The following is a 24,261-nucleotide window of genomic DNA, read 5'->3' as shown; positions in this document are numbered from 1 at the left end:
GCCGGCCCCGCAGGCCCCGGGGTCCGGCCGGACGTCCCGGGGAGGGTTCCGGAGAAGACCTCCCGCAGAAGATGCTCCGAAGAAGACGATCCAAAGAAGATGTTGCAAAGAAACCCTTGCACAGGAACCTTTGCAACTCTATCGTCGAGGCATGCCCGACACCCCGCAGACCCCGGACCCCCGACAGCCGCAGGTCCACCTGCTCGACGCCCGCTCCCTGCGCGGCCTGGCCCATCCGCTGCGCATGCGGATGCTGGCCACCCTGCGCCACGACGGCCCGGCCACGGCCTCCCAACTGGCCGGACGGCTCGGCGAGTCCAGCGGTGCCACCAGCTACCACCTGCGCCAGCTGGCCGCCCACGGCTTCGTCGAGGACGCGCCCGGGCACGGCAAGGGCCGCGAGCGGTGGTGGCGCGCCGTGCACGACGGCACGGCCTTCGACGAGACGCTGGCCTACGACGACGACCCCGCGACCCGGGGGGCGGCGGACCTCTTCCTGCACGAGATCGCGACGATCCACACGCAGGAGATGGGCACCTGGCTCGGCGACGCCCACAGCTGGTCACAGGAGTGGCGGCGCGGTGCGGACCTCAGCGACTTCACCCTGCGGCTGACGCCCGCCCAGAGCCTCGAACTGGTCCGGCGGATGCACGCGTTGGTGAACGAGTACCGCGACCTGCCGGCCGCCGAGGGCGCGGAGTCGGTCCGCGTCCACACCCACGCCTTCCCGCGCCGCACCGGCGCCCGCGACGCGCCCTAGGCGTTCCCCTTCGGCTCCTGCCGCGACCCGCCCCCTCCCACCCGTTCCGCAGCCCCCGAAGGAGTTCCGCCGTGCACGCCTACAGCCATGCCCGGACGCACGCCGGCCGCGCCGTCGAGCTGGCCGCCGAGGCCGCGGCCGAGCGGCTCGCCCGGGCGGCAGCCCCTGCCGCGCCCGCCCTGCGCGACCGGCTCGGCCAGGCCCTGATCGCGGCCGGCGTGCGCCTGACGCGCCCGGCCCACACGCCCGCCCGCGTCCAGCGGCGCACCGCGTGAACCGGCGGCCCTTCGCCGCCGTCCTGGCCGCCAACACCATCTCCATAGCCGGGAGTTCGCTGACCCTCATCGGCGTCCCGTGGTTCGTGCTGCAGACCACGGGCAGCCCCGCCCGGGCCGGGGTCGTCGCCTTCTGCGCGACCCTGCCCGTCGTCGTGGCCGCGCTCGTCGGCGGCCCGTTCATCGACCGCATCGGCCGCCGCCGCGTCTCGGCCGCCTCCGACCTGATCTGCGGTGTCGCGGTGGGCGCGATCCCGCTGCTGCACTACGCGGGCCTGCTGGAGTTCTGGATGCTGTGCGCGCTGATGGCCGTCGGCGGTCTCGTGCACACCCCGGGGCTGACCGCCCGCTACGTGCTGCTGCCCGACCTCGCCGAGCACGCCGGCACCGGTCTGACCCGGGCGGCCGGCCTCTACGACGCCGTCTCCCGCGGTGCCCGGATGATCGGGGCGGCGGTGGCCGGGCTGCTCATCGCGGCGTTCGGCGCCGAGACCGTACTGCTGCTGGACGCGGCGACCTTCGGGGCCTCGGCGCTGCTGGTGTCGGCGTTCCTGCGCGGGGTCCCGGCGGCCGAGCCGCAGCGCGGCGGGGCGGAGGCCTCGTTCGCCGCGTACCGGGCGGAGATGGCCGAGGGCTGGGCCTTCCTGGCCCGTTCGCGGCTGCTGACGGGCATCACGCTGATGGTGATGATGACCAACGGCCTCGACCAGGGCTGGTCCTCGGTCCTGCTGCCCGTGCACGGCACCGAGGAGCTCGGCGGGGCCGGCTCGCTCGGCCTGATGATCTCCCTCTTCGGCGGCTCCGCCCTGCTGGGCGCCCTGCTGTACGGGGCGTGGGGCGAGCGCTTCCCGCGCCGGGCGGTCTTCGCCGCGGCCTTCCTGGCCTCCGGCGCGACCCGGTACGTGGTGGCCGCCTGCACGGACACGACGCTGCCGCTGGCGGTGACGATGGCGCTGGCCGGGCTGGGGGCGGGGATGCTCAACCCGATCCTGACCACGGTGATCTACGAGCAGGTGCCGCAGGAGCTGCGCAGCCGGGTGTCCGGGGTGACCACGGCGGGCTGCGAGCTGACCATGCCGCTGGGCGGGCTGGCGGCGGGGCTGCTGGTCGAGGGGTTCGGGGCGACCGTGGCGCTGCTGCTGTTCGGCGGGGCGTACCTGCTGACGACGCTGGCCCCGCTGGTCTTCCCGGCCTGGCGCGGGCTGGACGCCGCCGGGCCGCCGGCCGTCAGCAGGACGGAACGGCCCCTCCCCGGTCCAGCGACCGCAGCGACTCCACCGCGTCGGTGAGCGTGCCGACGGGGATGAGGCGCAGGCCCGCGGGGAGTTCGGACCGGGCGTCGGAGCACTCGTCCTTCGGTACGAGGAACACGGTCGCCCCGTCGCGCCGCGCGGCCTGCGTCTTGAGGGCCACCCCGCCGACCGGGCCGACCCGGCCGCCGGCGCTGATGGTGCCGGTGCCGGCGATGGTGCGGCCGCCGGTGAGGTCGCCGCCGCTGCCGTCGCCGTCGAGCTTGTCGACGATGCCGAGGGAGAAGAGCAGTCCGGCGCTCGGGCCGCCGACGTCGGCGAGGTTCAGCCGGACGCGCACGTCCTCGGGGTTCTTGTGGAGGAAGCCGAGGGCGGCGTCGGTGGCGGTCGACTGCGACTTGGCCATTTCCTCCAGATTGTGCGCTTCGATCTCCTTGTCGGTTCCGCCCGAGGAGTAGACGGACGATTTCGGCATGACCGCGCGGGTGGTGTCGAACCAGTTGTCGACGAGGTGCGGCAGGGTCACCGTGGTGGACGGTCCGGTGGCCTGGATGGTGGTCATGCGCAGTTGGCCCCTGGTCGCGCGGGTCGGTGCGCCGTCGACGGCGATGACGGCCTTGCCGTCCCGGTCGCCGAGCACGTCGGCCGTGAGTCCGGGCTGGGCGATCACGAAGGGCAGCGGCGCGAAGGCGGCGACGGCGAGGAGCCCGACGACGGGCACGGCGCACACGGCCAGGGCGGCGGGAAGCGGCAGACGTGAGAGACGAGAGAGCACCCGCCCAATCTATCGGCCCACCCGCCCCGGCCGCCCCGGCCGCCCCGGCCGCCCCGGCCGCCCCGGCCGCCCCGGCCGCCCCGGCCGCCCCGGCCGCCCCGCGGGCCCGTGCCCCGGCCGGGGCACGGGCCCGCGGGACGGATCCGGGGGCAGCCGTCGGGCGGCCTGCCAGACGACCTAGCGCAGGGCGTCCGCGACCTCGCGGGCCGCGTCGACCACCCGGGGGCCCACGCGCTCCGGCACCGCGTCGGCCAGCATCACGACGCCGACGCTGCCCTCCAGCCCGGTGATCCCCACGAGCGGCGCGGCGGCCCCGCTGGCGCCCGCTTCGAGCTCGCCGTGGGTCAGGGTGTACCCGGGCTCGATCAGCGAGCCCTGGCGGGCGGCCAGGATGGCCCGTCCGGCGGCCCCGCGGTCCAGCGGGTGCCGGAAGCCGGGCCGGTAGGCCACGTGGTAGTCCGTCCAGGTCGGCTCGACGACCGCCACGGCCAGCGCCTCGGTGCCGTCGACGAGGGTCAGGTGCGCGGTGGCGCCTATGTCCTCGGCGAGGGACCGCAGCGCGGGCAGGGCCGCCTCGCGTACGAGCGGGTGCACCTGCCGGCCCAGTCGCAGCACCCCGAGGCCGACGCGGGCCCGCCCGCCGAGGTCGCGGCGGACCAGGGCGTGCTGTTCGAGGGTGGCGAGGAGCCGGTAGACCACGGTGCGGTTGACACCGAGGCGGTTGGAGAGCTCGGTGACGGTCAGACCGTGGTCGGTGTCGGCGAGCAGTTTCAGGACTCTGAGCCCTCTGTCGAGAGTCTGGGAGGTTTCCGCGGTCACGACGCCTCTCCCTCTTTCGGTGGGCGGCGGTGACTCTCGGGGTGGCGCGCCGCCGGTCCCGCGGCGGCGCACGGAGAGGCCGCCGGTAGCGGCCATGGCACCGGCTGCGCTCCCGCGGCGGCGCTGCCACGGTGCGTTCGATGCGGGGACAGTAGCGAGCAGGTTCGCTCAGCGGAAGGGCTCGTCCAGAATCCGGGCGCCTCTTACCTCTTTATGCCGATTACTGATCGATCCCGGTGTCGTTTCGTGACCTGCTGCCGGCCCCCGCACCCCTACCTCCCGCCCGTCCAGGGGGCGTTCGACCGGGCCGGGGTCCGTGCGAACCTCCGCACGGACCCCGGCCCCGACCCTGTACGAACGGCTCACCGCATGCGGGTGGCCCACTCCTGGACCTTCTTGATCCGCTCCCGCAGCTGACCCGCCGTCGCCTCCGCGCTCGGCGGACCGCCGCACACCCGGCGCAGCTCCGTGTGGATCACCCCGTGCGGCTTGCCGCTCTGGTGGACGTAGGCGCCGACCATCGTGTTCAGCGACTTGCGCAGCTCCAGCAGCTCCTTGTGGGAGACCACGGGCCGCCGGTCGGCCGGGAGCTCCAGCAGGTCCGCGTCGGCGTCCGGCTTGCGGCGGCTGTGGGCGATCTGCCGGGACTGCCGCTTCTGGAGCAGCATCTGCACCTGGTCCGGCTCCAGCAGCCCGGGGATGCCGAGGTAGTCCTGCTCCTCCTCGCTGCCCGGGTGGGCCTGCATGCCGAACTCGGCACCGTCGTAGAGGACCCGGTCGAAGACGGCGTCGGACTCCAGCGCCTCGAAGGACATCTGCTCCTCCTCGCCGGTGTCCTCGTCCTCCTGCCGGTTCGCCTCGTCCATCTCCTTCTCGGACTCGGCGTACGGGTCCTCCTCGCCCTGCTTCTTCGGCTTGTCGAGCACGTGGTCGCGCTCGACCTCCATCTCGTTGGCGAAGCCGAGCAGGTAGGGGATGGTGGGAAGGAACACCGACGCGGTCTCGCCGCGCCTGCGCGAACGCACGAAACGTCCGACGGCCTGCGCGAAGAACAGCGGGGTGGAGATCGTCGTCGCGTAGACGCCGACCGCCAGCCGCGGCACGTCGACCCCCTCGGACACCATGCGGACCGCGACCATCCAGCGGCTGCCGTCCACACTGAACTCGTCGATCCGCTTCGACGCCCCGGTGTCGTCGGACAGCACGACGGTCGCCTTGCTGCCGGTGATCTCGCGCAGCAGCTTGGCGTAGGCGCGCGCCGAGTCCTGGTCGGAGGCGATGACCAGGCCGCCCGCGTCCGGGATGCCCTTGCGGACCTCGGTCAGGCGCCGGTCGGCGGCGCGCAGCACGTTCGGCATCCAGTCGCCGCGCGGGTCCAGCGCGGTGCGCCAGGCCTGCGAGACGGCGTCCTTGGTCATCGGTTCGCCCAGGCGCGCGGCGATCTCGTCGCCCGCCTTGGTGCGCCAGCGCATGTTGCCGCTGTAGGAGAGGAAGATGACCGGCCGCACGACGCCGTCGGTCAGCGCGTTGCCGTAGCCGTAGGTGTAGTCGGCGGAGGAGCGCCGGATGCCGTCGTTGCCCTCCTCGTACGTGACGAAGGGGATCGGGTTGGTGTCGGACCGGAAGGGGGTGCCGGTCAGCGCCAGGCGGCGGGTCGCCGGGTCGAAGGCCTCCAGGCAGGCCTCGCCCCAGGACTTCGAGTCGCCCGCGTGGTGGATCTCGTCGAGGATCACCAGGGTCTTGCGCTGCTCGCAGCGGTTGCGGTGCAGCATCGGGCGGACGCCGACACCGGCATAGGTGACGGCGACGCCGTGGTAGTCCTTGCTCAGCGGTCCCGCGGAGTACTCGGGGTCGAGGCGGATCCCTATCCGGGCGGCCGCCTCCGCCCACTGCTTCTTCAGGTGCTCGGTCGGCGCGACCACGGTCACCTGCTGGACGACGTGGTGGTGCAGCAGCCAGGAGGCCATGGTCAGCGCGAAGGTGGTCTTCCCGGCGCCGGGCGTCGCGACCGCGAGGAAGTCCCGCGGCTGCGTCTGGATGTAGCGGTCCAGCGCCCCCTGCTGCCAGGCGCGCAGCGCGCTGGCGGTGCCCCACGGGGCGCGGCCGGGGAAGGCGGGTGAGAGGTGGTGGGAGGCGGTAGTAGTCACGGTCTCCGGTTCGTGCTCTCGGCGTACTCGCGTACTGGTACGGGCAGTCGTACGTAGGACAACCGGGCCACCCTACCGGCCCGGGCCCGCCCCGCGCGGAGGGACGGGCCCGTGACCTCGGGCGGTGCGGCGAGCGTCACATCCGGCGCAGCCGTTCCGCGATCCGGGCGGGCTCCGGCTCGGCCCCGGCGGCCACGTCGACGACCAGGTCGTAGGCGGCGCGCTGGTCGACGGGCCCGAGGTCGACCCCGTTCAGGGCGAGGAAGGTCGCGGCGGCCAGCCAAGCGGTGCGCTTGTTGCCGTCGACCAGGGGGTGGTTGGCGGCGATGCCGTGCAGCAGCGCGGCGGCCTGCTCGTACGGGTCCGCCCAGGCCGGCGTCCCGAACATCCGGGCCCGCGGCCGGTGCACGGCGGACTCCAGCAGCCCGGGCTCCCGCAGCTCGACGGGCTGCCCCTGGGCGAGGCAGGCGTGCTCCGCCAGGTCGAGCACCTCGACGAGCGTGAGGTGGCGGACGGGGGCGGAGACCGGCGCGGTGTCGCGGGCGCTCATGCGCCGAGCCGTCGCAGGAGGTCGGCGTGCTGCTCCGCGAGCCGGCCGGCGACGGCGCCGGTCCGCGCGCGCTCGGCGGCCAGGTGGGCCCGTACGGCCGCCAGGGCGACCTCCTGCGGGGTGCTCGCGGTGGCGTCGGCCAGGTCGGCCAGCGCCGCCCGCTCGGCGGCGCCCAGTGCGATGATCAGCTCGTCCATCCCGCGACCCTACGGGCCCGCCCGCCCCCCGGGGCCCTGCTTTTCGCCCGGCCCCTGCTCTTCCGGCCGGCCCCTGCTCTTCCGGCCGGCCCGGCACCCGCCGGGGGCGCTCAGGCGGCGGGCCGGACGGGCCGGGCGGCAGGTTCGGCGTGCAGGCGCGTCGCCACCCACGCCCCGACGAGCGCGACGCACGCCATCGGCAGGAAGACCACGACGAACGCCCCGGGGTGCGAGGCTCCGGCCGCGCCGTCCGCGACCGCGTGCGCGGCGCCCACCGCTCCCCCGCCGAGCGCGGCGAAGGCGGCGCCGCCGGCGGCCAGCAGCACCACGTTCGCCAGCCCGTCCGAGATCTGCAGGGCGGCGGAGTTGTTGCCCGCCTCCTCCGGCGCCGACAGCTTGAGCAGCAGCACGCTCGTGGAACCGATCACCAGCCCCATCCCGAGGCAGCCGACGGCCCACGCCAGGGCCAGCGTCCACACCGGCACGGACGGGACCAGCACGGCCGGCGCGGCCGCGATCGCCAGCGCCACCAGCACCATCCCGCCCACGATCAACCGCTCCCGGTAGGGCTCCATCCGCGCCTTCGACTGCAGCCAGGAACCGCCCGCCCAGGTCACCCCGCCCAGCGCGAGCGAGAACCCGGCGAGCGTCGGGCTCAGCCCCCGCTGCGTGACGAGCATCAGCGGCACGAAACTCTCCGCCGCGATGAACGACCCGGCCGCGACCCCGCGCAGCAGCACCACCGACGGCAGACCGCGCCGCGCCCGGTACGTGCCGCGCGGCAGCAGCCCGAGCACCGCGGGCACCATCAGCGCGGCGCCCGCGGCGGCCGGGAGCAGCGACAGCCACCGCAGGTCCTGGGCGGCGTACTGGAGCAGTCCCGCTCCCGTCGAGATCATCAGCGCGAGGCGGATGCGCCGCCGGTCGAAGGCGGCGGCGGGGGCGCCGGTGTCGACGGGCCCGGAGGCGGTGCGGCGGATGGCGGGGAGGGCGACGATCAGCGGGACGACGACGAGCACCGGCATCCCGAGGAACACCCAGCGCCAGCCCAGGTGTTCGGTCACGGTCCCGGAGGCCAGCGGCCCCACGATGGACGGCACCACCCAGCTCGCGGCGAACGCCGCCATGATCGCGGGGCGCAGCCGCTCCTCGTAGGCCCGGCTGACCACCACGTAGAGCGCGACGATCACCAGGCCGCCGCCGAAGCCCTGCACCGCCCGCCCGAGCACGAACACCCACATGGCGCCGGCCGTCCCGGACAGCGCCAGCCCGGCGGCGAAGGCACCGATGCCGACCGCCAGGGGCCGCAGCGGTCCCTGCCGGTCGGCCCACTGCCCGGACAGGACCATGCCGAAGAGGCTGGTCGTGAAGTAGGCCGAGAAGGCGAAGGCGTAGAGCCCGATCCCGTCCAGCTCGCGGGCGGCGACGGGCATGGCCGTGCCGACGGCGGTGGCCTCGAAGGCGATAAGGAAGACGACGGAGATGATCCCGACGCTGAGCGCCCGGTAGGCGGGACCCATGACGCCGCCCGGCGGCGGGAGCGGGGCCGGGACGTCGAGCTGGGGCACGCGGGGTTCGAGGGCACTCATCGCCCCAGAGTAAGGTGCGTAGCCCTCTTTCGACCCTGTCAATTGGTCGCATTCCGTATCGGCCGGAGGACCTAGGGCGCAATGGGGAGGCGGCGCAGCTCCAGCGGCGCCGACGCGGGCAGCGGCGCCCGACCCGACTCCGCCCTCGGTTCCGTTCCAGGTTCCGTTTCGCACTGGCCCGCCTGGTCGACGCCGGGATCCTCCGCCCCGTGGTGGACACCGTCCGCCCGCTCTCCGCCATCGCGTGGGCCCACCACCGGGCCTTGGAGTCGGGCGGCGTCCGCGGCACACACCTCATCCGTAGCACCTGACGGACCCACCAGCACACGAACCCCCGCCCCCGCGGACCCCAACCGCCGAAAGGCGAACCGAGAGCCGGGAGCCGCGACCCGGGAGCCAGGAGCCAGGAGCCAGGAGCCGCGAACTGTGAACTGTGAACGCGGCATGGCAGTCGCATTGCACGCCCCCCGAACCCCTTCCCCCACCCCCGCGCACCCTCGTACGGTCGTGCACATCACCACCACCCAGCCGTGTGCCCGAGTGGTTGAGGGACTCGCCTGCAAAGCGAGTTACGCCGGTTCGATTCCGGTCACGGCTTCGCAGCGGGCCGTCCGGGGCAGGCGCTCCCCCGGACGGCCTTCGCCATTCCCCGGACCGGACCACCCCGGACACGGCCTGGACGACCCTGCGTGCCGGTCGGCCGGCACGGGGCGGGGGGCGGGGGGCGCTACCTGGTCCGTGCCGACTTCTCCTGGACCGTCAGCTTCTCCGGCAGACCTCCGCCGTCCTTGCAGCCCAGCTCCGCGGCCAAGGCGCGAGCAGCGGAGTGCACGACGGCGAGGTTGGCCTCGCGCAGCCGCGGATCGTCCCCGTCGGATCCGTGCGACACCGTCACGCTCGCCGCGACCGGAACGGCCGTGTCGGCCCCCGCCAGGCGGGCGCTCGCACAGTCGAAGAAGAGCTTCGCCCTGTCCGACAGGGCCAGGGCGTTGCGGCCCAGGGCGTACTCCCAGTAGTAGCCCTTTCCGCTCTCGCTCTGCTCGCCGGTCCGCTGCAGCACGCCCTGGATCTCGAAGCTCACCGAGACCCGCCTCCGGTTCTTCTCGTCCGACGGTGTGACCTCGCACGCCCTTCCACCCAGCGACCCCCGGTCCTTGGCGTAGCCGCGGGCCAGCACGCCGGCCACCCATGTGACGCCCGGATTCTCGCCCGCGTCCGGCCGCTGGAACCGGTTCGTGCCGGTCACCCGTTCGACACCGCTCACCGCATCGGGGTTCAGCATCCCCTCGGGGCACGCCCCGCCCGCGGACACCTCCGCCTGCTCCGGCGGCCCGGCTGGCTCCGCTCCGCCACTACAGCCCACGAGCAGCATCCCGCCCACCAAGAAGGCGGCGATCCGCACAACGCGGCGAGGGCCGATGCCGCCCGCCGACCTCCCTGCACGCATCCGCGCCCCCTACTTCTCGGTCACGGGCTCGTTGCCCGTGTGCTGCTCAAGACCCCAGCCGTGGTTGTAGCCGGTGAGTACGGACTGCTTCAGCACCTCGTCGAACGGATCTTCCGAGCTCGGCGGATGTTGCCGCAGGAAGTGCTTCACAGGCGAGCGGGCCAGCTCTTCACCGTTCTGGTAGACGGCCTGCTTGTCCTCGTGGGCCCTGCCCTCCACCTGGTCCTTCTTGCGTTCCGACTCGGCATCGGACCAGTCCTGGATGAGCCCGCCGGCCATCTGTTCCAGGGCCCCCGAGCCCGTATCGACGGCGAGCGGCACGATCACGGCTGCCGCTCCGGCCGCCACCGCGGTAGCCGGCGCGAAGGCGACACCGGCCGCGATGGCCGCCGTCGTACCGAACTCCACCCATCCGGAACGCTTTTCCAGGGCCTTGTCGTAGTCCTTGATCCACTTCTCGGCGTTCGCGTCGATCTGCTTGCCTCGCGACTCGTCAAGAATCCCCTGGAACTCACCACCGGTGCGGGCGGTTTCCATGAGGCCGCTCTGGTTGAGCTTGCCGTCCGGACCCACCTGGGACTCCAGCATCGAGGACTGGAAGACGGATTCCGCCCGCGACATCGTGAGGTAGGAGTCGGGATGCTGGCCCAGGCTGCTCAGGAACTTCCGGGCGTCATACCGCTCGAACTCCGCATGGCCCTCGCCGGCCCGCGCGAACACGCTGTCCCGGTGGTTCTCGTTCAAGCCGTGGTTCAGATCGTCGATGTAGCCCGCTCCCATCCGTCCCAGGCTGTCCGCCATCGACTCCTGGTTCTTGAGCAGCTCCGCGCTCCCGCCGTACATGCCGACGACCTCCTGCATGATGCTCGCCGACGTGTCGTCCCGGACGAGCTTCGGCGTCGGGTCGTCCCACGCGTGGCCGAGCGTCGCCGCCTCCAGGGCGTGGCCCAGGGCGTCCGGCATGTACTGCTGGACCTTCTTCAGGTCGTCGGGGTTGGTCCCCTCCATGTCGATCGTGAAGTCGTACTTCTCGTTGCCGAAGAAGTCGAGGTAGCTCGTGATCGGCTTCTTGTCCCCGCCCTTGCCGAGGTCGGCCGGGCCGGACTTCTCCGTGCCGTCCCGCTGGTACGCGTGCGGCGTGCGGTCGGGGTCGAAGAACTGCTTCGCCGCGTCGGGGCTGTGCCCCATCGCCTCCAGGAAGGACACCACCGGGTCGTAGCCGGCGCCGTTGACCCCGGACGGGTTGAAGAGGTTCTTCCCGTACCCGTTGAGGTGGCGGGTGCCGTTGAAGAAGTCCGGGTCCTTGGCGTGGATCTGGGTGGCGTGCTCGGCGATGGGGACCAGGAACCCGGGGTCGTAGGTGCCGTAGCGCATGATGCCGCCGAGCAGCTGGTAGCCGTACGGCGGGTTCTGGTCGTACTTCGCGATCGGGATGTGCTGGGTGCCGAGCCTGCGCAGCTCCTGCGCGTAGCTGTCGGGGAGGTGGGGCTGGGTCGTGGAGTTCGTGGCGGTGGCCAGGTTCATGCCCAGGTTCTTCTGGAGTTCCCGGACGTCCTTGAGCCGCTGCTCGTCGAGCTGGGCGTAGTCGTACGTGTCCGTCGACATGTACCCGAAGAATTCGAGCGCGCCCCTGGGCCCGAGCGCCTCGTAGAAGTTCTTCGAGAACTCCGGCACCTTCGCGTTGTCGGCCAACAGTTCGTTGAGCTCCACGAGCTCGTCGTGGCCGAGGTCGCGGCCCTTCTTCGCCAGGTCGGCGGCGCGGCCCGCCTGCTCGGCGTCGAGACTGCCGTACCGGGGCCCGCCGAAGTCGTGGGCGTCGGTGACGTTGGCGCCGAGCAGGCGGGCCAGGGAACGGTCGACGTCGTCGCAGGTGTCGATGATGTCGTCGATCTTCTGCTGCCACAGCCCGCGGTTCTCCCGTAAGGACCGCTGGTGGTCGGGGTCGTGGCGCGCCGCGTTCCGCTCCCCCTCGGTCGCCGGCGGGACGGCGCTCACCCGGCCGGTCGCGTCGACCTGGAAGCCGGCCGCCGGGGCTTCCTCGGCGGCGATCCTCTTCAGCTGCTCCCTGGACGACGTGAAGACCGCGAGCCCTTCGGTCAGCGCCTTGTGGACGCCCTTGGCCTCCTCGGCGGCGTCCTCGAACTCCTTGGCCGTCTTGTCGACGAAGGGCCGCCCCACGCCCGCGGTGACCCCGCTCCACTGGGCCTTGTCGGACTTCGCCTTCATGCCGCCCCGCGCCGCCTCGGCCAGCTCGTCGAGCTTTCCGGCCATCGCCTGCCAGTCGGCGGCGGCCGTCCGCAGCTTGTCGACGGGGGCGTTGATCACGTTCTCGTACGTCAGCATGCGGGCGCCTACGTGAGGTGAGTGGTGAGTGCGGACGCGGTGAGGTCGGCCCGGAGCTGCTGCTCGTCCTTGGCATGCGCGGAGAGCGAGTAGTTCAGGGCGTTGGAGACGTTGGCGCAGGCCGCCAGCAGCGTCTTCACCTGGCTCTCCCACGTGGTCTGCGCCGTGGACAGGGCCGCCCCGCTCGCGAAGCCCTCCCGGGTGAGGGCGCCCGCCGCCTCGATCGTGGCGGTCGCGGCGTGCCGACCGTCGGTGAGGAGGCGGGAGTGCAGCTTGTACGCCTCGGAGCCGATGGCGCCGATGTGGTCCTGGTTGAGTTCGAGGTCGCCGCCAGCGCCGCTACCACCACCCCCGCCGGGTTCGGGGGCCAGCTGGTTGAGGCGCATGGCGACGCTGGCGGTGGCCGTGGCGCGCGCCGCCGACCATTCCTCGTCGAACGACATCGCGTGAACTCCCTCGTCGAAACGGAACAGAACGGAACGCAACGGAGCGGAGCGGAGCGGGAGCGAGGCTGGCCCGGATCCGGGGAGGCCGGGCGGGTGCCGTCAGCCGTGGTGGGGGCGACGGCGTACGACGACCGCCGTGACCGCCCCGCCGATCAGCAGGCACGCCCCCAGCCCGAGCCCGACCCAGGGCAGCACCCCACCGCCCGAACCCCCGTCCGACGCCAGCGGGGCCGCTGCGGACGCCGCCGCCCCCGGAGTCGCACCCCCCGGAGCCTCCGAGGGAGACCCCCCGGGGGCGGCTGCCGCTGCGGCCAGGTCGGGCAGGGGGAACACGTCGGCGGGGCCGGGGTCGCCGGGGGTCGGCAACGCGACCCGGGGGCGGACGACGCCGTACCCGACGTAGTCGTTGCGCTCGGCGCCGTCGGTGGGCTTGCCTGCGGTGTTGAGCAGGACGCGCAGGATCTGGTTGTTGGTCCAGTCCGGGTGGACGGCCCAGAGGAGGGCGGCGGACGCGGAGGCGAGGGCCGTCGCATCACTGGTGCCGTGGGCCTTGCACACCCCTGTTTTCCCCTTGCAGGCGGTCACGATGTCGACACCGGGGGCCGACAGGTCTACCTGCGGGCCGTGCTGGGACTCAGGGGTCGCCTTTCCGTCCGCGTCCACGGCGCCGACTCCTACGACACCGGGAGTCGCGGCGGGGTAGAGCACCTTGTTGGTGGAGTCTCCGTCATTGCCGACGCCTGCGAAGATCACCTTCCCCTTGGCCAGCGCGTACTTCACCGCTTCTGCCCGATCCCGGTCGGCTTCCGGCGGTGTGTACAGGGCCTGGGAGATACTGATGATCTTTGCGTCGGAGTCCGCCGCGTACCTGATGGCTGCGACCATCGCCGGAGTGGTCGACTCCTCCAACATGTCAGGCACCCGGATCGGGAGAATCTTGGCACCCGGGGCCAAGCCGTAGGCACCGTCACCGCTGGGGTGTTTTCCGGTACCGGCAATGATCGCAGCCATGCTGGTGCCGTGGCCGTCGTAGTCATCGCGCCCGTCGCCGCCGTCGCCCTTCGGGAAGGCAGCGCCGGAGAGAACCTGTCCTTCGAGTTCCGGAATGACGTTCACACCGGTGTCGATCACCGCGACGGTGATGCCCTTGCCCGTGCTCGTCTTCCACATGTCGTCGGCCTTCATGGCATCGAGGTGCCACTGCTGCGAACGAATCGTGTCCGCGTGGGCCGGGGTCGCGGCGACCCCGGCCAGCAGCAGACCCACCAGGGCCGAGGTCGCCTTGCGCATGCGCATCCGGTGCTCTGTCCGTTCTGCTCAGTCGATCACCGGCGGGACAACGCGACGGCTGCCCAGCCAGGTCTCTTCGTCCTCGGCGAGGTAGTCGGGGCGTTCGCCGCCCCGGTCCTCGCGTCGCTTGCCGGGGGTACGCGCTCCCGCTCCCCCGTGGCCCATCGCACCTGCCCCGGCTCCCCCCGCAGGGCTGCGGACGAGACCCGAACCTCCCTGCGTGAACGGCTGCCCGCCCGCCACCGGACGACCCACCGGTCCGGCCGGACGGCCTCCGACCACGCCGCCGGCCTCCATGGCCAGGCGCCGTCCCGCCACAGAGCCGGCCGGGGCGCCGTGGGGGCCACCCATGCCTCCGCCCATGCCTCCGCCCATGCCCATACCGCGGGCTCCCTGGGCGGCGTGCGCGCCCTCGGCGCCGATGACCGTGCCGCGCGGGATGCCGGCATGGGGGCCACCGGACGCCACGGGCCGGCCGCCCGTGATGCCGGAGTCCCGCGGCGCCATCCCGGGCAGGCTTCCGACGTGCCCGGCCCTGGCACCCGGCCCACCGGGACCGGCTGTCACCGGAAGCGTTCCGCCCACGGGGCCGATACCGCCGGGCCCGGGCCCCTTCACGCCGCCGACCGGCGGGAGGGTGAGCGGCGGAACGACGCCCACCGGGTTCACGCCGCCACCAGGACCGCCGGGCAGCGAGGTGACGGGCGGGTTCGCCGTCTGGGGCAGGGTGGTGGCCGGGAGGGTCGCGACGTTGTCCAGGTCCACGCTCACCTCCCGGTCCGGGATCGCCTGCACCGACGGGAGCTGCCCGTCGGACTGCGGCGGGTGGGCGGAAGCCGAGCGCGGTGCGTTCGGGACGTCTTCCACTCCGTCGCGGCTCGACGGCGGGGAGTAAGTGTCCTCCACGCCGCGGCGGTTGCTGGTCCCACCGTTCGTGGCGTCGCCGCTCCGGGAGATGTCGGAGATGTCGTGGATCCCACGCGGTACGAAAGCCGCCGGCGGCGGCGGGAACGTCGGGATCTCCGCCTTGTTCATCTGCTGCGACGACAGTTCGTACGCCTCGGCCAGCGCCTTCATCCGCTTCTTGGCCTCGGTCAGCTCCGAGTTCAGCTTCGACCGCGCCTCCGACCCGAGCGCCGCCGCGTCCGGGTCGTTGTGGTACTTGCGCGCCGCCTCCAGGTTGGCCGCCGCGTCCGTGTCGTACGCGGGCATGCCCTGCGCCTCGACCATCTTCTGGACGGCCTGCGTCATCCAGTGCGAGCCCTGCTCGCTGTACTCGCTCAGCCGCAGCGTCGCGTTGCCCGCGCGGCCCACCCATTCCTGGAAGGCCGTGGCGGATTCGCCCTCCCAGCCCGTCACACGGTGCTTCTTGAGCTTCTCCGCGATCTTGGCGATGTCCTCGGAGGCCTTCTTCAGCTGCTCCGCCCGCGCCTTGACCGTCTCCGGCTTCAGCGCGTCGCTCATCGCCTTGAGCTGCTGGTGCGTGTGTCCTTCGAAGTCGGTGGCCATCAGACCGTGCCCCCCGCCGCGCTCTTGCGCTGCTCCTCCACGTACGGGTCCCGCTCCGGCACGTACTGCGCCCGCGCCTCCTTGGCGATGGCGGCCATGCGGCGCCTCGTCTCCTCGTCCACGTCCGCGAAGCCGTTGCCCGCCGACAGCACGGCGATGCCCAGGCCCTCGATCTGGCCCGCCAGTCCCTTGGAGAGGCCCTCCAGCTCCGTGATGACCGTCGAGTACGACGTGTAGATCGCGTCGGCCTCCGGGAAGCCGCGCCCCAGCGCCGCCTGCGTCAGCGTGCCGTCCGCCAGCTTCTTGTGGTCGGCGTCCGAACCGCTGAGCTCCTCCAGCAGGGCATCCACCATGCCCTTGTACTCCGTCAGCGAGTCGTGCTCGATCCTCAGCGCCGCGGCCCTCGACTGCGCGTCCGCCTGGGCCCTGATCGCGTCCGCGAGACCCCCCGAGGGGCCCGCGCCGAACACACCCGTCCCGTTCTCCTCTGCCACGATGGCCTCCCCGGCTCCCCGTCCCCGTTCGCACGCCTTCGCACGCGCGCGTAAACACTCGCTCCGAGCACTCTAGCGACCGGCACCCACAGCCCCCAACCCCGGGGTTGCACGTGCAATGCCGGTGGTGGGGTCACGAGTTGGGGGTCGCGACCGCCGCCGAGGGGCGGATCGGGAGCCTGTTCACCGGGCGACCCGTCGCCGCACGGACCGCCGAGGCCACCGCCGCCGGGGTCGTCACCACCGGGACCGCGCTCGCCGCCTTCGCGCCGAAGGGGGCCACCACGTCGCGTTCCTCGACGAGCTTGACGATGCGCACCGCCGGGGCGTCCAGGGAGGTGGGCAGGGCGTAGCCCGTCAGGTCCGGGTGGCGGACCAGGCCGGCGACGGTGCGGAGGTTCTCGGTCAGCGCGGCCCCCACGCCCTGAGTGACGCCGGCCTCGATGCGGGCCTCCAGCTGGCGGGGGTTGAGCACCCGGCCGACGTCCTGCGCGACGGCCAGTTCCACCACGCGCACCGAGCCCAGTTCGATGTCCACGTCCACCACCGCGCGGATCGCGCAGAAGGCCAGGCCCACGAACGCGTCGCCCTGGCCGTCGCCGTCCAGCGGCTCCGTCGGGTGGGGGCGGCACTGGGCCGTGGCCCAGAGCTCCTTGCCCTCTATCGCCTCCGCCACCGTCATGGAGAACGCCCCGTCGTACGACGTGATCCGGCCCTCGGTGATCTGGAGGAGCTCGGTGGACATGCCCAGCTTGTGCGCCATCGGCTGGAGGAGCTGGGTGCGGACCATCTTCGCCGCCCGCTCCACCGCGCCGCCCGACACCCAGGTGTGCCGGCCGTGCGCCGCCGGGCCGGCCGGCGGCTGGTCGGTGTCGACCGGGGCCGTCGCCACGTCCTCGACGCCCAGGACCTCCTGGACGATCTGCCGGGCCAGCGTCGCGAAGCCCTGGCCGGTGTCGACGGCCGAGCAGATGACGGTGGCCGCGCCGTCGACCACCTTGACGGTGGCCGTGGACACCTCGTCCGTGCCCTCCGCGCCGAGCATGTGCACCATGCCCACCCCGTACCCGACCCCGCGCCGCACCGCGCCCGGCTCGCCCGCGCCCTCCGGGCCGCCGGGCAGCAGCCACTCCTCCTCGGGCGTGTCCTTCGGCAGCGACGGCAGCTCGAAGTCCCGTACCGCGCGCAGCAGTTCCGCCACCGGAGCCGGGCAGGTCACCGTCTGGCCGGTGGGCAGCAGGTCGCCGGTGGCCAGTACGTTGCGCATGCGCAGTTCTGCGCCGTCGACGCCGAGGGCCGCCGCGAGCTTGTCCATCTGCCCCTCGTACGCGGCGCACACCTGCATCGCGCCCTCGCCCCGCACGTGCCCCGACGGCGGGTTGTTCGTGCGCACCGCCCAGCCCTCGACGAAGGCGTGCGGGACGACGTACGGGCCGCAGGCGAAGGCCACCGCCGCGGCCAGCGACTCCGCGGACGAGTCGGCGTACGCGCCCGCGTCCATCAGGATCTGCGCCTCGACCTTGACCAGGCGGCCCTCGGCGTCCGCGTGGTGGCGGTAGCGCAGCAGGGTCGGGTGGCGGTGGGTGTGCCCGAGGAAGGACTCCTCGCGGGTGGCGGCCAGCTTCACGGGGCAGCCGGTGCGCAGGGCGAGCAGGCCGAGCGGCAGCTGGAACGCGGCGTCCTCGCGGTCCGCGGTCGCGCCCGGGACCCCGGTGACCACCACCCGCACCCGGTCCGGTTCCAGGCCGAAGCAGGCGGCGGCCAGGTCGCGGTCGGTGTGCGGGTCGGTGGAGGCGGTGTACAGCTCCACCCCGCCGTCGGGACGCGGTACGGCCAGCCCGGCCTCCGCGCCGATGGGCGCCGGGTCCTGGCGGCCGATCCGGTACAGGCCCTCGACGACGACCTCGCCGGTCGCCTCCGGGTCGCCGTAGCGGAGCGGGATGTGCCGGATCAGGTTGCCGTCGGGGTGCAGGGCCGGGGCGCCGAAGGACTGCTCGGGGTCGGTGACGGCGTCGAGGAGCTCGTACTCGACGGCGATGGCGGCGGCGGCGAGCCGGGCCGTGTCGGGGTGGTCGGCGGCGACGGCCGCGATGGCCTCGCCGTGGTGGCGGACGACGTCGTGCGCGAAGACCGGCCGGTCGGCGACGGTGCGCCCGTGCGTGGTGGCGCCGGGGACGTCGGCGTGGGTGACGACGGCGCGCACGCCGGGCATGGCGGCGGCGGCCGAGGTGTCGACGGACAGGATGCGGGCGTGGGCGTGCGGGGAGCGCAGGACGGCGGCCCACAGGAGGCCCTCGGCCCACAGGTCGGCCGCGTACGGGAAGGTGCCCTCGGCCTTGGCCCGGGTGTCGGCGGCCGGGACGGAGGCGCCGATGCCGCGCGGAACCTGCTGCTCCGGCGGCTCGGCGGCCGACGGGGCCGTCACCGTGGCGTTGGCCGCCGTCGTCGTCGCCGTCGCCGCGTCCTGCCCGCTCACTCCGTGCCTCCGTGGTGGATGCCGTGGCCGTGGGCGCCGTGCGCGCCGTGGAACCCGCCCTCGCCGGGCGGTGCCTGGTGCGGAATGCGCGCCGCCGACGCACCGTGATCGGACGCACCGTGGTCCGGCGCGCCGTGATCGGCCGCACCGCGGTCCGGCGCGCCGTGATCCGCCGCGCCCGATCCGGGCGCGCCCGTCTCCGAGGACGCCGGAGCGGCCGGGCCGGCCGGCGCGGCCGGGGGCTCGGCGCCCGCCGCCGCCCGCTCGGCCACGACCTCGCGGACGGCGCCGATGACCCCCGCGTAGCCGGAGCAGCGGCACAGGTTGCCGCAGAGCGCCTGCCGGGTCTCCAGCTCGCTGGGGGCGTGGTTGCCCTCCAGCAGGTCGTGGATGGTCATGGCCATGCCCGGTACGCAGAACCCGCACTGCACCGCACCCGACCTGCACAACGCCTGCTGCACGTCCGAGAGTTCCCCGTCCGTCGCGAGTCCCTCGACGGTGCGCACCTCGCTGCCGGCGGCCGTCGCGGCGGGCACCAGGCAGGAGGCGACGAGCCGGCCGTCGACCTGTACGGCGCAGGCGCCGCACTCGCCCTGCGAGCAGCCGTCCTTGGCGCCGGCCAGGCCGAGGCGTTCGCGCAGCACGTAGAGGAGGGACTCGCCGATCCAGGCGCCGGTGACGGGCCGGTCGGCGCCGTTGACGCGCAGGACGTAGGAGGCCGCCGGATGCTCGTTCTGGGCGACGGGTTCGGTATCGGTCTCTTCTTCGTACGCCGCCCCCGCGCCCGGGAGACCGACCGCGTCGCCCTCCTCCGGGGGTGCCACGGCACGGTCGGCGGTGTCCGCGTCCGGCACGGGCGCGGCCCCGGCGCCCCCTGCGTCCGCACCCTCCGGCGCGACCCCGTCCGACGCCACGACCGGCGCAGTCCCGGGGACGGCGTCGGATCCGGCGCCGGACTCCGGCCCGGACTCCGCCCCACGGCCCGGCTCGGGCTCGGGCTCCGGCTCCGGTGCCGCGGCCGGTTCCTGCTCGGCCACCGCCCCGGCCCCCGCCGACGCCTCGTCCGTGGCCCCCGCGAACGCCTCGTCCCCGGCGCCCTCCGCGGGCTCCGGCGTCTGCCCGGCTCCGGCCGCCGCGGGGCCGGGCTCCGGTCGCGGGTGCTGCTCGGGCGCGTGGCCGAAGGCGGCGAAAGCGTGCCCGTCGCCGTCCGCGTCCCGGGCGGGGTGCTCGGGTTCGGGGGCCGCCTCGGCCTCGGTCCGCACGCCCCCGAACAGGTCGAGCCCGCCCGGGGCCGCCGTGCCGTGCGCGGCCTCGATGTCGTGCGGGGCGGGGTGGACCGGCTCGCCCTCCGGGAGCGGGGTGCCCACCCCCGGGCCGCCCAGGACGCGCGGCCCGCGGCGCAGCGCGCCCGTGCCGGGGCCGGCGGGGACCTGTCCGGCGGCGGCCGCGGCCGCCGCCACCGCGGCATCGGTGCCGGGCAGTACGCCGCTGTCCGCGGCGGGGTCGCCGGAGGGCTGCTGCCCGGCGTTGCCGCGCGCGCCCTCGAAGTCGGGGTGGTTCGCCCAGGGCGCGGCGGCGCCGCCCGGCAGCGTCGCGGGGGCCTGGCTCCAGTCGGCGCCCAGCCCGGCCGGCCGGAACTCGCCCGAGCGGACGGACGGTTCGGGCAGCTCGGACCCGTCGGCCCGGTGGACCGCGTCGGGCAGCGCCCACTGCCCGGTGCCGGTGTCCGTACCCGGGTCGGGGAACCGCCACTCGGCGGTCTCGCCCGTCCCCGAACGCCCGTCCCGCCCCGGGTGCGCGTCCTGGCCGCCATGCGGGTCCCGCTGACCGCCGTGCAGGTCCTGCCCGCCGTGGAAGCCCTGACCGCCCTGCGCGTCGTAGCCCTGGCCGGGGTCGTGGCCGGACTGGCGGGGGTCGTGGCCGGACTGCGCGCCCTGGCCGGCGTACGGGTCGTGGTCCGCGTACCCCTCCTGGCCCGCGTACTCCTCCTGCCCCGCGTAACCCTCCTGCCCGGCGTACGGGTCGTGGCCCTCGTACCCGCCGTGCCCGGGGTGCGCGCCCTCGCCCGCCGTGTAGCCCTGCCCGTACTCCTGTCCGAACTCCGGCCCGAACTCCTGCCCGTACTCCGGCCGGACGTCCTGCCGCGGCGCGTGCTGCGCCTCCCGACGCGGTTCCGGTTCCGGTTCCTGCTCCGCTTCCCGGCCCGGCTGCGCGTACGCGGCCGCCACCGAGGCCGGGAGCGGGATCGTGGCCGGAATCGGCCCGCCCACCGGGGCCGGGCCCTGGCCCGACACCCGGCCCGAGGCGGTGCCGGGCGCCGGTGCGGCGGGCACCGAGCCGGCGGCCTCCGGCCACTGCACCGGAAGCGCCCAGGTGCCCGTGGCGGAGGGGTCGGTGGTGACCGAGCCGAGCGGCACGATCATCGGCGGCGGCACGTACCCGTGCCCGGGCGCCGCGAGCGGCTCCCCGGTGCCGAGCGCGTCCAGCATGTCCTGCGGCAGCTTCACGAAGGCCGTCGCGTCCGAGTCGTACTCGCCGCCGTGCGGCACCGGCTCCCAGCCCCATTCGGGGCTCGCGGAACCCGCGTCGCCGGGGTCCCCAGTCGCTCCGCTCACGTACCCGTTCCCGTTCCCACTCATGAGGTCAGTGCCCTCCCCAGGGCCCTGCGTGCCAGCACGGCCACCGTCCGCCGCAGATGCAGTACTCCGGGAGCCACCGGTTCGCCCTGGTCGGGCACGCAGGCGGCCGCGACGTACTCGCCGAAGGCCTCCAGCGCCTCGGGGGCCAGGCTCCGTCCGGCGTCCCAGTCGATCAGCGAGGCCACCCACTGCTCGGCCTCCAGCGGGCGCAGCGGCATCGGGGCGACCGCCCCGATCGCGCAGCGCACGCCCCGGCGCGCGGGGTCCAGGACCAGGCCGACGGACGCCACCGCGCGCCCCGGCCCGGTCCGTCCCGTGGCCTTGAGGAACACCTGCGGCGCGTGCAGCAGCGGCACCCGCACGAAGCCGATCAGCTCGCCGGGCCGCAGCATCTCGCGGCCGGCGAGCAGGTACGAGACGGGGATCTCGCGCGATCCCTCCGGGCCGACGATGACGAGTACGGCCTCCAGCGCGGCCAGCACCGGGAGGGCGTCACCGGTGGGCGCGGCGGTGGCGATGTTCCCGCCGAGGGTGCCGGCGTTGCGGATCTGCGGGGGTCCGGCGGCGCGGGCGGCGGCGGCCAGGGCGGGGATCAGAGCGGCGAAATCCGGCCGTCCCATCCGGGCGTGGGTGAGGCCGGCGCCGAGCAGCGCGTGGCCGTCCTGGTACTGCCAGCCGCGGATCTCGTTGATCCGGCCCAGCCCGACGAGCGCGGCGGGCCGCAGCTGCCCGGCGTTGACGGCGGCCATCAGGTCGGTGCCGCCGGCGACGGGCACGGCGGCGGGCATGGCCGTGAGAGCCGCGACGGCCTCGTCGAGCGAGGCCGGCAGCGTCACGGACTGCGCCGCCCGAGGCCCCTGGGACCCCTGAGCCGAATCCCATGCGTGCGGTACGTGCGGTGCGTGCGTGGTCAACCCAGCTGCCCCTTCCCGATGTCCCCGTCCCGGCGCTCACGCCTGTCCGCCGTACGGTACGTCCTCACCGCCGGGACGTGGCAACTCTGGCACATCTTCCGGGCCGCCCGGCGCGAGGGTCGGGCGGCCGGGGCCGCCTTCCGCCCGACCCCGCCGGACGCCCGTTTTTCCCCGTATACACCTAAATCGAGGAAGAGTTCCGGTTCAGGCCGTCACACGTTCGGGGGCGTGCCCTCGATCGGACGTCCGAGCAGGCCGGGCCTGCGCTGCCAGGGCAACGGGCCGCCCGGTGGCCGGTACTCGACCCCGAGCGCGTCCAGCCGCCCGTAGTGCGCCGCCAGGCGTTCCTCGAAGCGGGCGAAGTCCCGCTCGGCCGGGGCCGGCTGCCACGACCACACCGCTTCGGCGAAGGCGGCCAGTCGCGGGAACACCTGGTAGTCGACCCGGCCCTGGTGCTCCATCACCTCGGTCCACACGTTGGCCTGCGCGCCGAGCACGTGGGCCGCGGCCTCCGCGGACAGGGCCGGCGGCACCGGCTCGAAGCGGTACACGTCCTCCAGCGAGCGCACGTACCCGATGGGCACCGGCTCGTCCTCGCCCGCCGCCTGACGGTGGTCCAGGTACACCTGCTGCTCGGGGCACATCACCACGTCGTGGCCGGCCTCGGCGGCGGCGATCCCGCCCCCGTACCCGCGCCACGAGGACACGGCAGCGCCCGGGGCCAGACCGCCCTCCAGGATCTCGTCCCAGCCGATGAGCCGCCGGCCGCGCTGCGCGAGCCAGCCGTCGAAGTGCCGGATGAACCAGGACTGGAGGCCGTCCTCCCCGTCCACGCCCAGCTCGGCGATCCGGGCCTGCGCCACTCCGGAGGCCTTCCACTGCTCCTTGGGGCACTCGTCCCCGCCCACGTGCACGAAGGGCGAGACCTCGGCCGGGAACAGCTCCAGCACCTCCTCGAACACGCCCTCGTAGAAGCGCAGCACGGCCTCGGTCGGGGCGAGCACGTTCGGGTTGACCCCCCAGTCGTCCCACACCCCCAGGGCCGCGGTGTCCACCACGTCCGTGTTGCCCAGCTCCGGGTAGGCGGCGATGGCGGCCTGCGCGTGCCCGGGCACGTCGATCTCGGGGACCACCCGGACGTGCCGTTCGGCGGCGTAGGCGACGATCTCGCGGATGTCGTCCTGGGTGTAGAAGCCGCCGTGCGGGGTGTCGTCCCACAGCGGCGAGGCCCGGTGGCCCCAGCGGGAGCGCGCCCGCCACGCGCCGACCCCGGTCAGCCGCGGGTGGCGCTTGATCTCGATCCGCCAGCCCTGGTCGTCCGTCAGGTGCAGGTGCAGCACGTTCAGCTTGTGCGCGGCGAGCAGGTCGATGTAGCGCAGCACCCCGTCCTTGGGCATGAAGTGCCGGGCGACGTCGAGCATCAGCCCGCGCCACCCGAACCGGGGGGCGTCCACGATCCCGGCGTACGGCAGGCTCCACTCCCCTCCCGCCACCGGCGCCCTGCGGTACGCGTCGGGCCCGAGCAGCTGACGCAGCGTCTGGGCGCCCCGGAACAGTCCGGCCGCGCTCGCTCCGGTCAGCTCGACGCCGTCCGCGCCGACGTCGAGCCGGTACGCCTCCGCCGCGGGCCCCTCGGCGCCGCCGCCCGCGCCGGCGCCGACCGCGGGGTCGACGGCCAGCCGTATGTCACCGCGCGCTCCGCGCCCGCCCGCGCCTCCGCCGTCCGGGAGGTTCCAGCCGGTGGCCGCGCCGAGTTCGCGGCGCAGCCAGCGGGCCACGCCCTCGGCGCCCGGCCCGGCGGTCAGGACCGGTTCGGGCCCGAAGGCGTAGCGGCGGCCCTCCTCGTGGAACACGGCGACCCTGGGTAGGGGGATCAGGTCCATGCGTCAGCCCTTCGCAGCAGCCAGTTGCACCCTGCGCAACGCCCGTTCCACAGAGTGCTCGTTGCGCAGACCCTAGTACGCCGAAGGCCCCCGGGGTACGCCTGAGCGCACCCCGGGGGCCTTCGGTACTGCCGCTACGGGCGGACTACTTGTCCTTGCCGCCCTTGTCCTTGTCCCCACCGGGGCCCATGGACTCGTAGATCTCCTTGCACATGGGGCAGACCGGGTACTTCTTCGGGTCCCGGCCCGGTACCCAGACCTTGCCGCAGAGCGCGACGACGGGGGTCCCGTCGAGCGCGCTCGCCATGATCTTGTCCTTCTGGACGTAGTGGGCGAAGCGCTCGTGGTCGCCGTCACCGTGCGACACCTGCGGCGTCGGCTCTACGAGGGTCCCCGTGCCAGTCCCGCGCTCGGGCTCAAGAGTGCTCATGCAACCCAGGGTACTGAACGCCGCCCGG

The 24,261-nt window shown here is 74.2% G+C and carries 21 protein-coding genes and 1 tRNA gene; 5 read left to right on the top strand and 17 right to left on the bottom strand.

The window, feature by feature from the left end:
* Positions 1-151: 151 nt before the first annotated feature.
* The 3 genes from CP968_RS20695 to CP968_RS20685 all read left to right on the top strand — a co-directional run bounded on the left by CP968_RS20695 (position 152) and on the right by CP968_RS20685 (position 2,324).
* Positions 152-760: an ArsR/SmtB family transcription factor gene (locus CP968_RS20695; protein WP_150519420.1), complete on the top strand. Its 609-nt coding sequence runs from the start codon at positions 152-154 to the stop codon at positions 758-760.
* A gap of 71 nt (positions 761-831) precedes the next feature.
* Complete coding sequence (locus CP968_RS20690) at positions 832-1,035, top strand: hypothetical protein (protein ID WP_150519419.1); 204 nt, start codon at positions 832-834, stop codon at positions 1,033-1,035.
* A complete protein-coding gene (locus tag CP968_RS20685) occupies positions 1,032-2,324 on the top strand; it encodes an MFS transporter (protein WP_150519418.1) in 1,293 nt (430 codons plus the stop codon). The genes CP968_RS20690 and CP968_RS20685 overlap by 4 nt, the downstream gene beginning before the upstream one ends.
* On the opposite strand, the gene CP968_RS20680 is transcribed toward CP968_RS20685, so the two are convergent.
* The 6 genes from CP968_RS20680 to CP968_RS20655 form a co-directional block, all read right to left on the bottom strand.
* Positions 2,263-3,060, bottom strand: coding sequence for a S16 family serine protease (locus CP968_RS20680; protein WP_150519417.1), 798 nt, complete (start codon positions 3,058-3,060; stop codon positions 2,263-2,265). The two genes, CP968_RS20685 and CP968_RS20680, sit on opposite strands and share 62 nt — an antisense overlap.
* Before the next feature lie 177 nt (positions 3,061-3,237).
* Positions 3,238-3,879 (bottom strand): IclR family transcriptional regulator, encoded by a 642-nt coding sequence (locus CP968_RS20675; protein ID WP_150519416.1) that lies wholly within the window; start codon positions 3,877-3,879, stop codon positions 3,238-3,240.
* Positions 3,880-4,241: 362 nt separating this feature from the next.
* Positions 4,242-6,026, bottom strand: a complete 1,785-nt coding sequence (locus CP968_RS20670) for a DEAD/DEAH box helicase (RefSeq protein WP_150519415.1) — start codon at positions 6,024-6,026, stop codon at positions 4,242-4,244.
* A gap of 136 nt (positions 6,027-6,162) precedes the next feature.
* Positions 6,163-6,576, bottom strand: coding sequence for a type II toxin-antitoxin system death-on-curing family toxin (locus CP968_RS20665; protein ID WP_150519414.1), 414 nt, complete (start codon positions 6,574-6,576; stop codon positions 6,163-6,165).
* On the bottom strand, positions 6,573-6,773 hold the full coding sequence (locus CP968_RS20660) for a hypothetical protein (RefSeq protein WP_150519413.1): 201 nt from the start codon (positions 6,771-6,773) through the stop codon (positions 6,573-6,575). The genes CP968_RS20665 and CP968_RS20660 overlap by 4 nt, the downstream gene beginning before the upstream one ends.
* Before the next feature lie 110 nt (positions 6,774-6,883).
* Positions 6,884-8,362, bottom strand: a complete 1,479-nt coding sequence (locus CP968_RS20655) for an MFS transporter (RefSeq protein ID WP_150519412.1) — start codon at positions 8,360-8,362, stop codon at positions 6,884-6,886.
* 14 nt (positions 8,363-8,376) lie between these two features.
* On the opposite strand from CP968_RS20655, the gene CP968_RS34935 reads away from it, so the two are divergent.
* Together CP968_RS34935 and CP968_RS20645 are read left to right on the top strand one after the other, a co-directional pair.
* Positions 8,377-8,673, top strand: a complete 297-nt coding sequence (locus CP968_RS34935; RefSeq protein ID WP_229886594.1) for a zinc-binding dehydrogenase — start codon at positions 8,377-8,379, stop codon at positions 8,671-8,673.
* 215 nt (positions 8,674-8,888) lie between these two features.
* A tRNA-Cys gene (locus CP968_RS20645) sits at positions 8,889-8,960 on the top strand.
* Positions 8,961-9,089: 129 nt separating this feature from the next.
* On the opposite strand, the gene CP968_RS20640 is transcribed toward CP968_RS20645, so the two are convergent.
* The 11 genes from CP968_RS20640 to CP968_RS20590 form a co-directional block, all read right to left on the bottom strand.
* Entirely contained in the window at positions 9,090-9,626 is a 537-nt protein-coding gene (locus CP968_RS20640; protein ID WP_150519411.1) for a hypothetical protein, read from the bottom strand.
* Between the two features lie 192 nt (positions 9,627-9,818).
* Positions 9,819-12,152, bottom strand: coding sequence for a hypothetical protein (locus tag CP968_RS20635; protein WP_150519410.1), 2,334 nt, complete (start codon positions 12,150-12,152; stop codon positions 9,819-9,821).
* A gap of 8 nt (positions 12,153-12,160) precedes the next feature.
* The gene (locus tag CP968_RS20630) at positions 12,161-12,595 is read right to left on the bottom strand and encodes a hypothetical protein (protein WP_150519409.1); all 435 of its coding nucleotides are present in this window, start codon (positions 12,593-12,595) and stop codon (positions 12,161-12,163) included.
* A 102-nt stretch (positions 12,596-12,697) separates the two neighbouring features.
* The gene (gene mycP, locus CP968_RS20625) at positions 12,698-13,888 is read right to left on the bottom strand and encodes a type VII secretion-associated serine protease mycosin (RefSeq protein WP_244330577.1); all 1,191 of its coding nucleotides are present in this window, start codon (positions 13,886-13,888) and stop codon (positions 12,698-12,700) included.
* A gap of 27 nt (positions 13,889-13,915) precedes the next feature.
* Entirely contained in the window at positions 13,916-15,397 is a 1,482-nt protein-coding gene (locus CP968_RS20620) for a WXG100 family type VII secretion target (RefSeq protein ID WP_150519407.1), read from the bottom strand.
* Positions 15,397-15,891 (bottom strand): hypothetical protein, encoded by a 495-nt coding sequence (locus tag CP968_RS20615; RefSeq protein ID WP_150519406.1) that lies wholly within the window; start codon positions 15,889-15,891, stop codon positions 15,397-15,399. Before CP968_RS20615 ends, CP968_RS20620 begins: the two co-directional genes overlap by 1 nt.
* Positions 15,892-16,024: 133 nt before the next feature.
* On the bottom strand, positions 16,025-18,316 hold the full coding sequence (locus CP968_RS20610; RefSeq protein ID WP_189828952.1) for a xanthine dehydrogenase family protein molybdopterin-binding subunit: 2,292 nt from the start codon (positions 18,314-18,316) through the stop codon (positions 16,025-16,027).
* A 47-nt stretch (positions 18,317-18,363) separates the two neighbouring features.
* Positions 18,364-20,982, bottom strand: a complete 2,619-nt coding sequence (locus CP968_RS34930) for a 2Fe-2S iron-sulfur cluster-binding protein (protein ID WP_229886596.1) — start codon at positions 20,980-20,982, stop codon at positions 18,364-18,366.
* 20 nt (positions 20,983-21,002) lie between these two features.
* Complete coding sequence (locus CP968_RS20600) at positions 21,003-21,920, bottom strand: FAD binding domain-containing protein (RefSeq protein WP_150519404.1); 918 nt, start codon at positions 21,918-21,920, stop codon at positions 21,003-21,005.
* 212 nt (positions 21,921-22,132) lie between these two features.
* Positions 22,133-23,803, bottom strand: a complete 1,671-nt coding sequence (locus tag CP968_RS20595) for a beta-N-acetylhexosaminidase (protein WP_150519403.1) — start codon at positions 23,801-23,803, stop codon at positions 22,133-22,135.
* A gap of 145 nt (positions 23,804-23,948) precedes the next feature.
* Entirely contained in the window at positions 23,949-24,233 is a 285-nt protein-coding gene (locus CP968_RS20590; RefSeq protein WP_030010729.1) for a DUF3039 domain-containing protein, read from the bottom strand.
* Positions 24,234-24,261: the final 28 nt, after the last annotated feature.

It is taken from the genome of Streptomyces subrutilus, assembly GCF_008704535.1.
In the GTDB taxonomy this organism is placed as follows: Bacteria; Actinomycetota; Actinomycetes; order Streptomycetales; family Streptomycetaceae; genus Streptomyces; species Streptomyces subrutilus.
The sequence above is the reverse complement of the archived record's forward strand: the minus strand, read 5'-3'. Positions and strand labels throughout refer to the sequence as shown.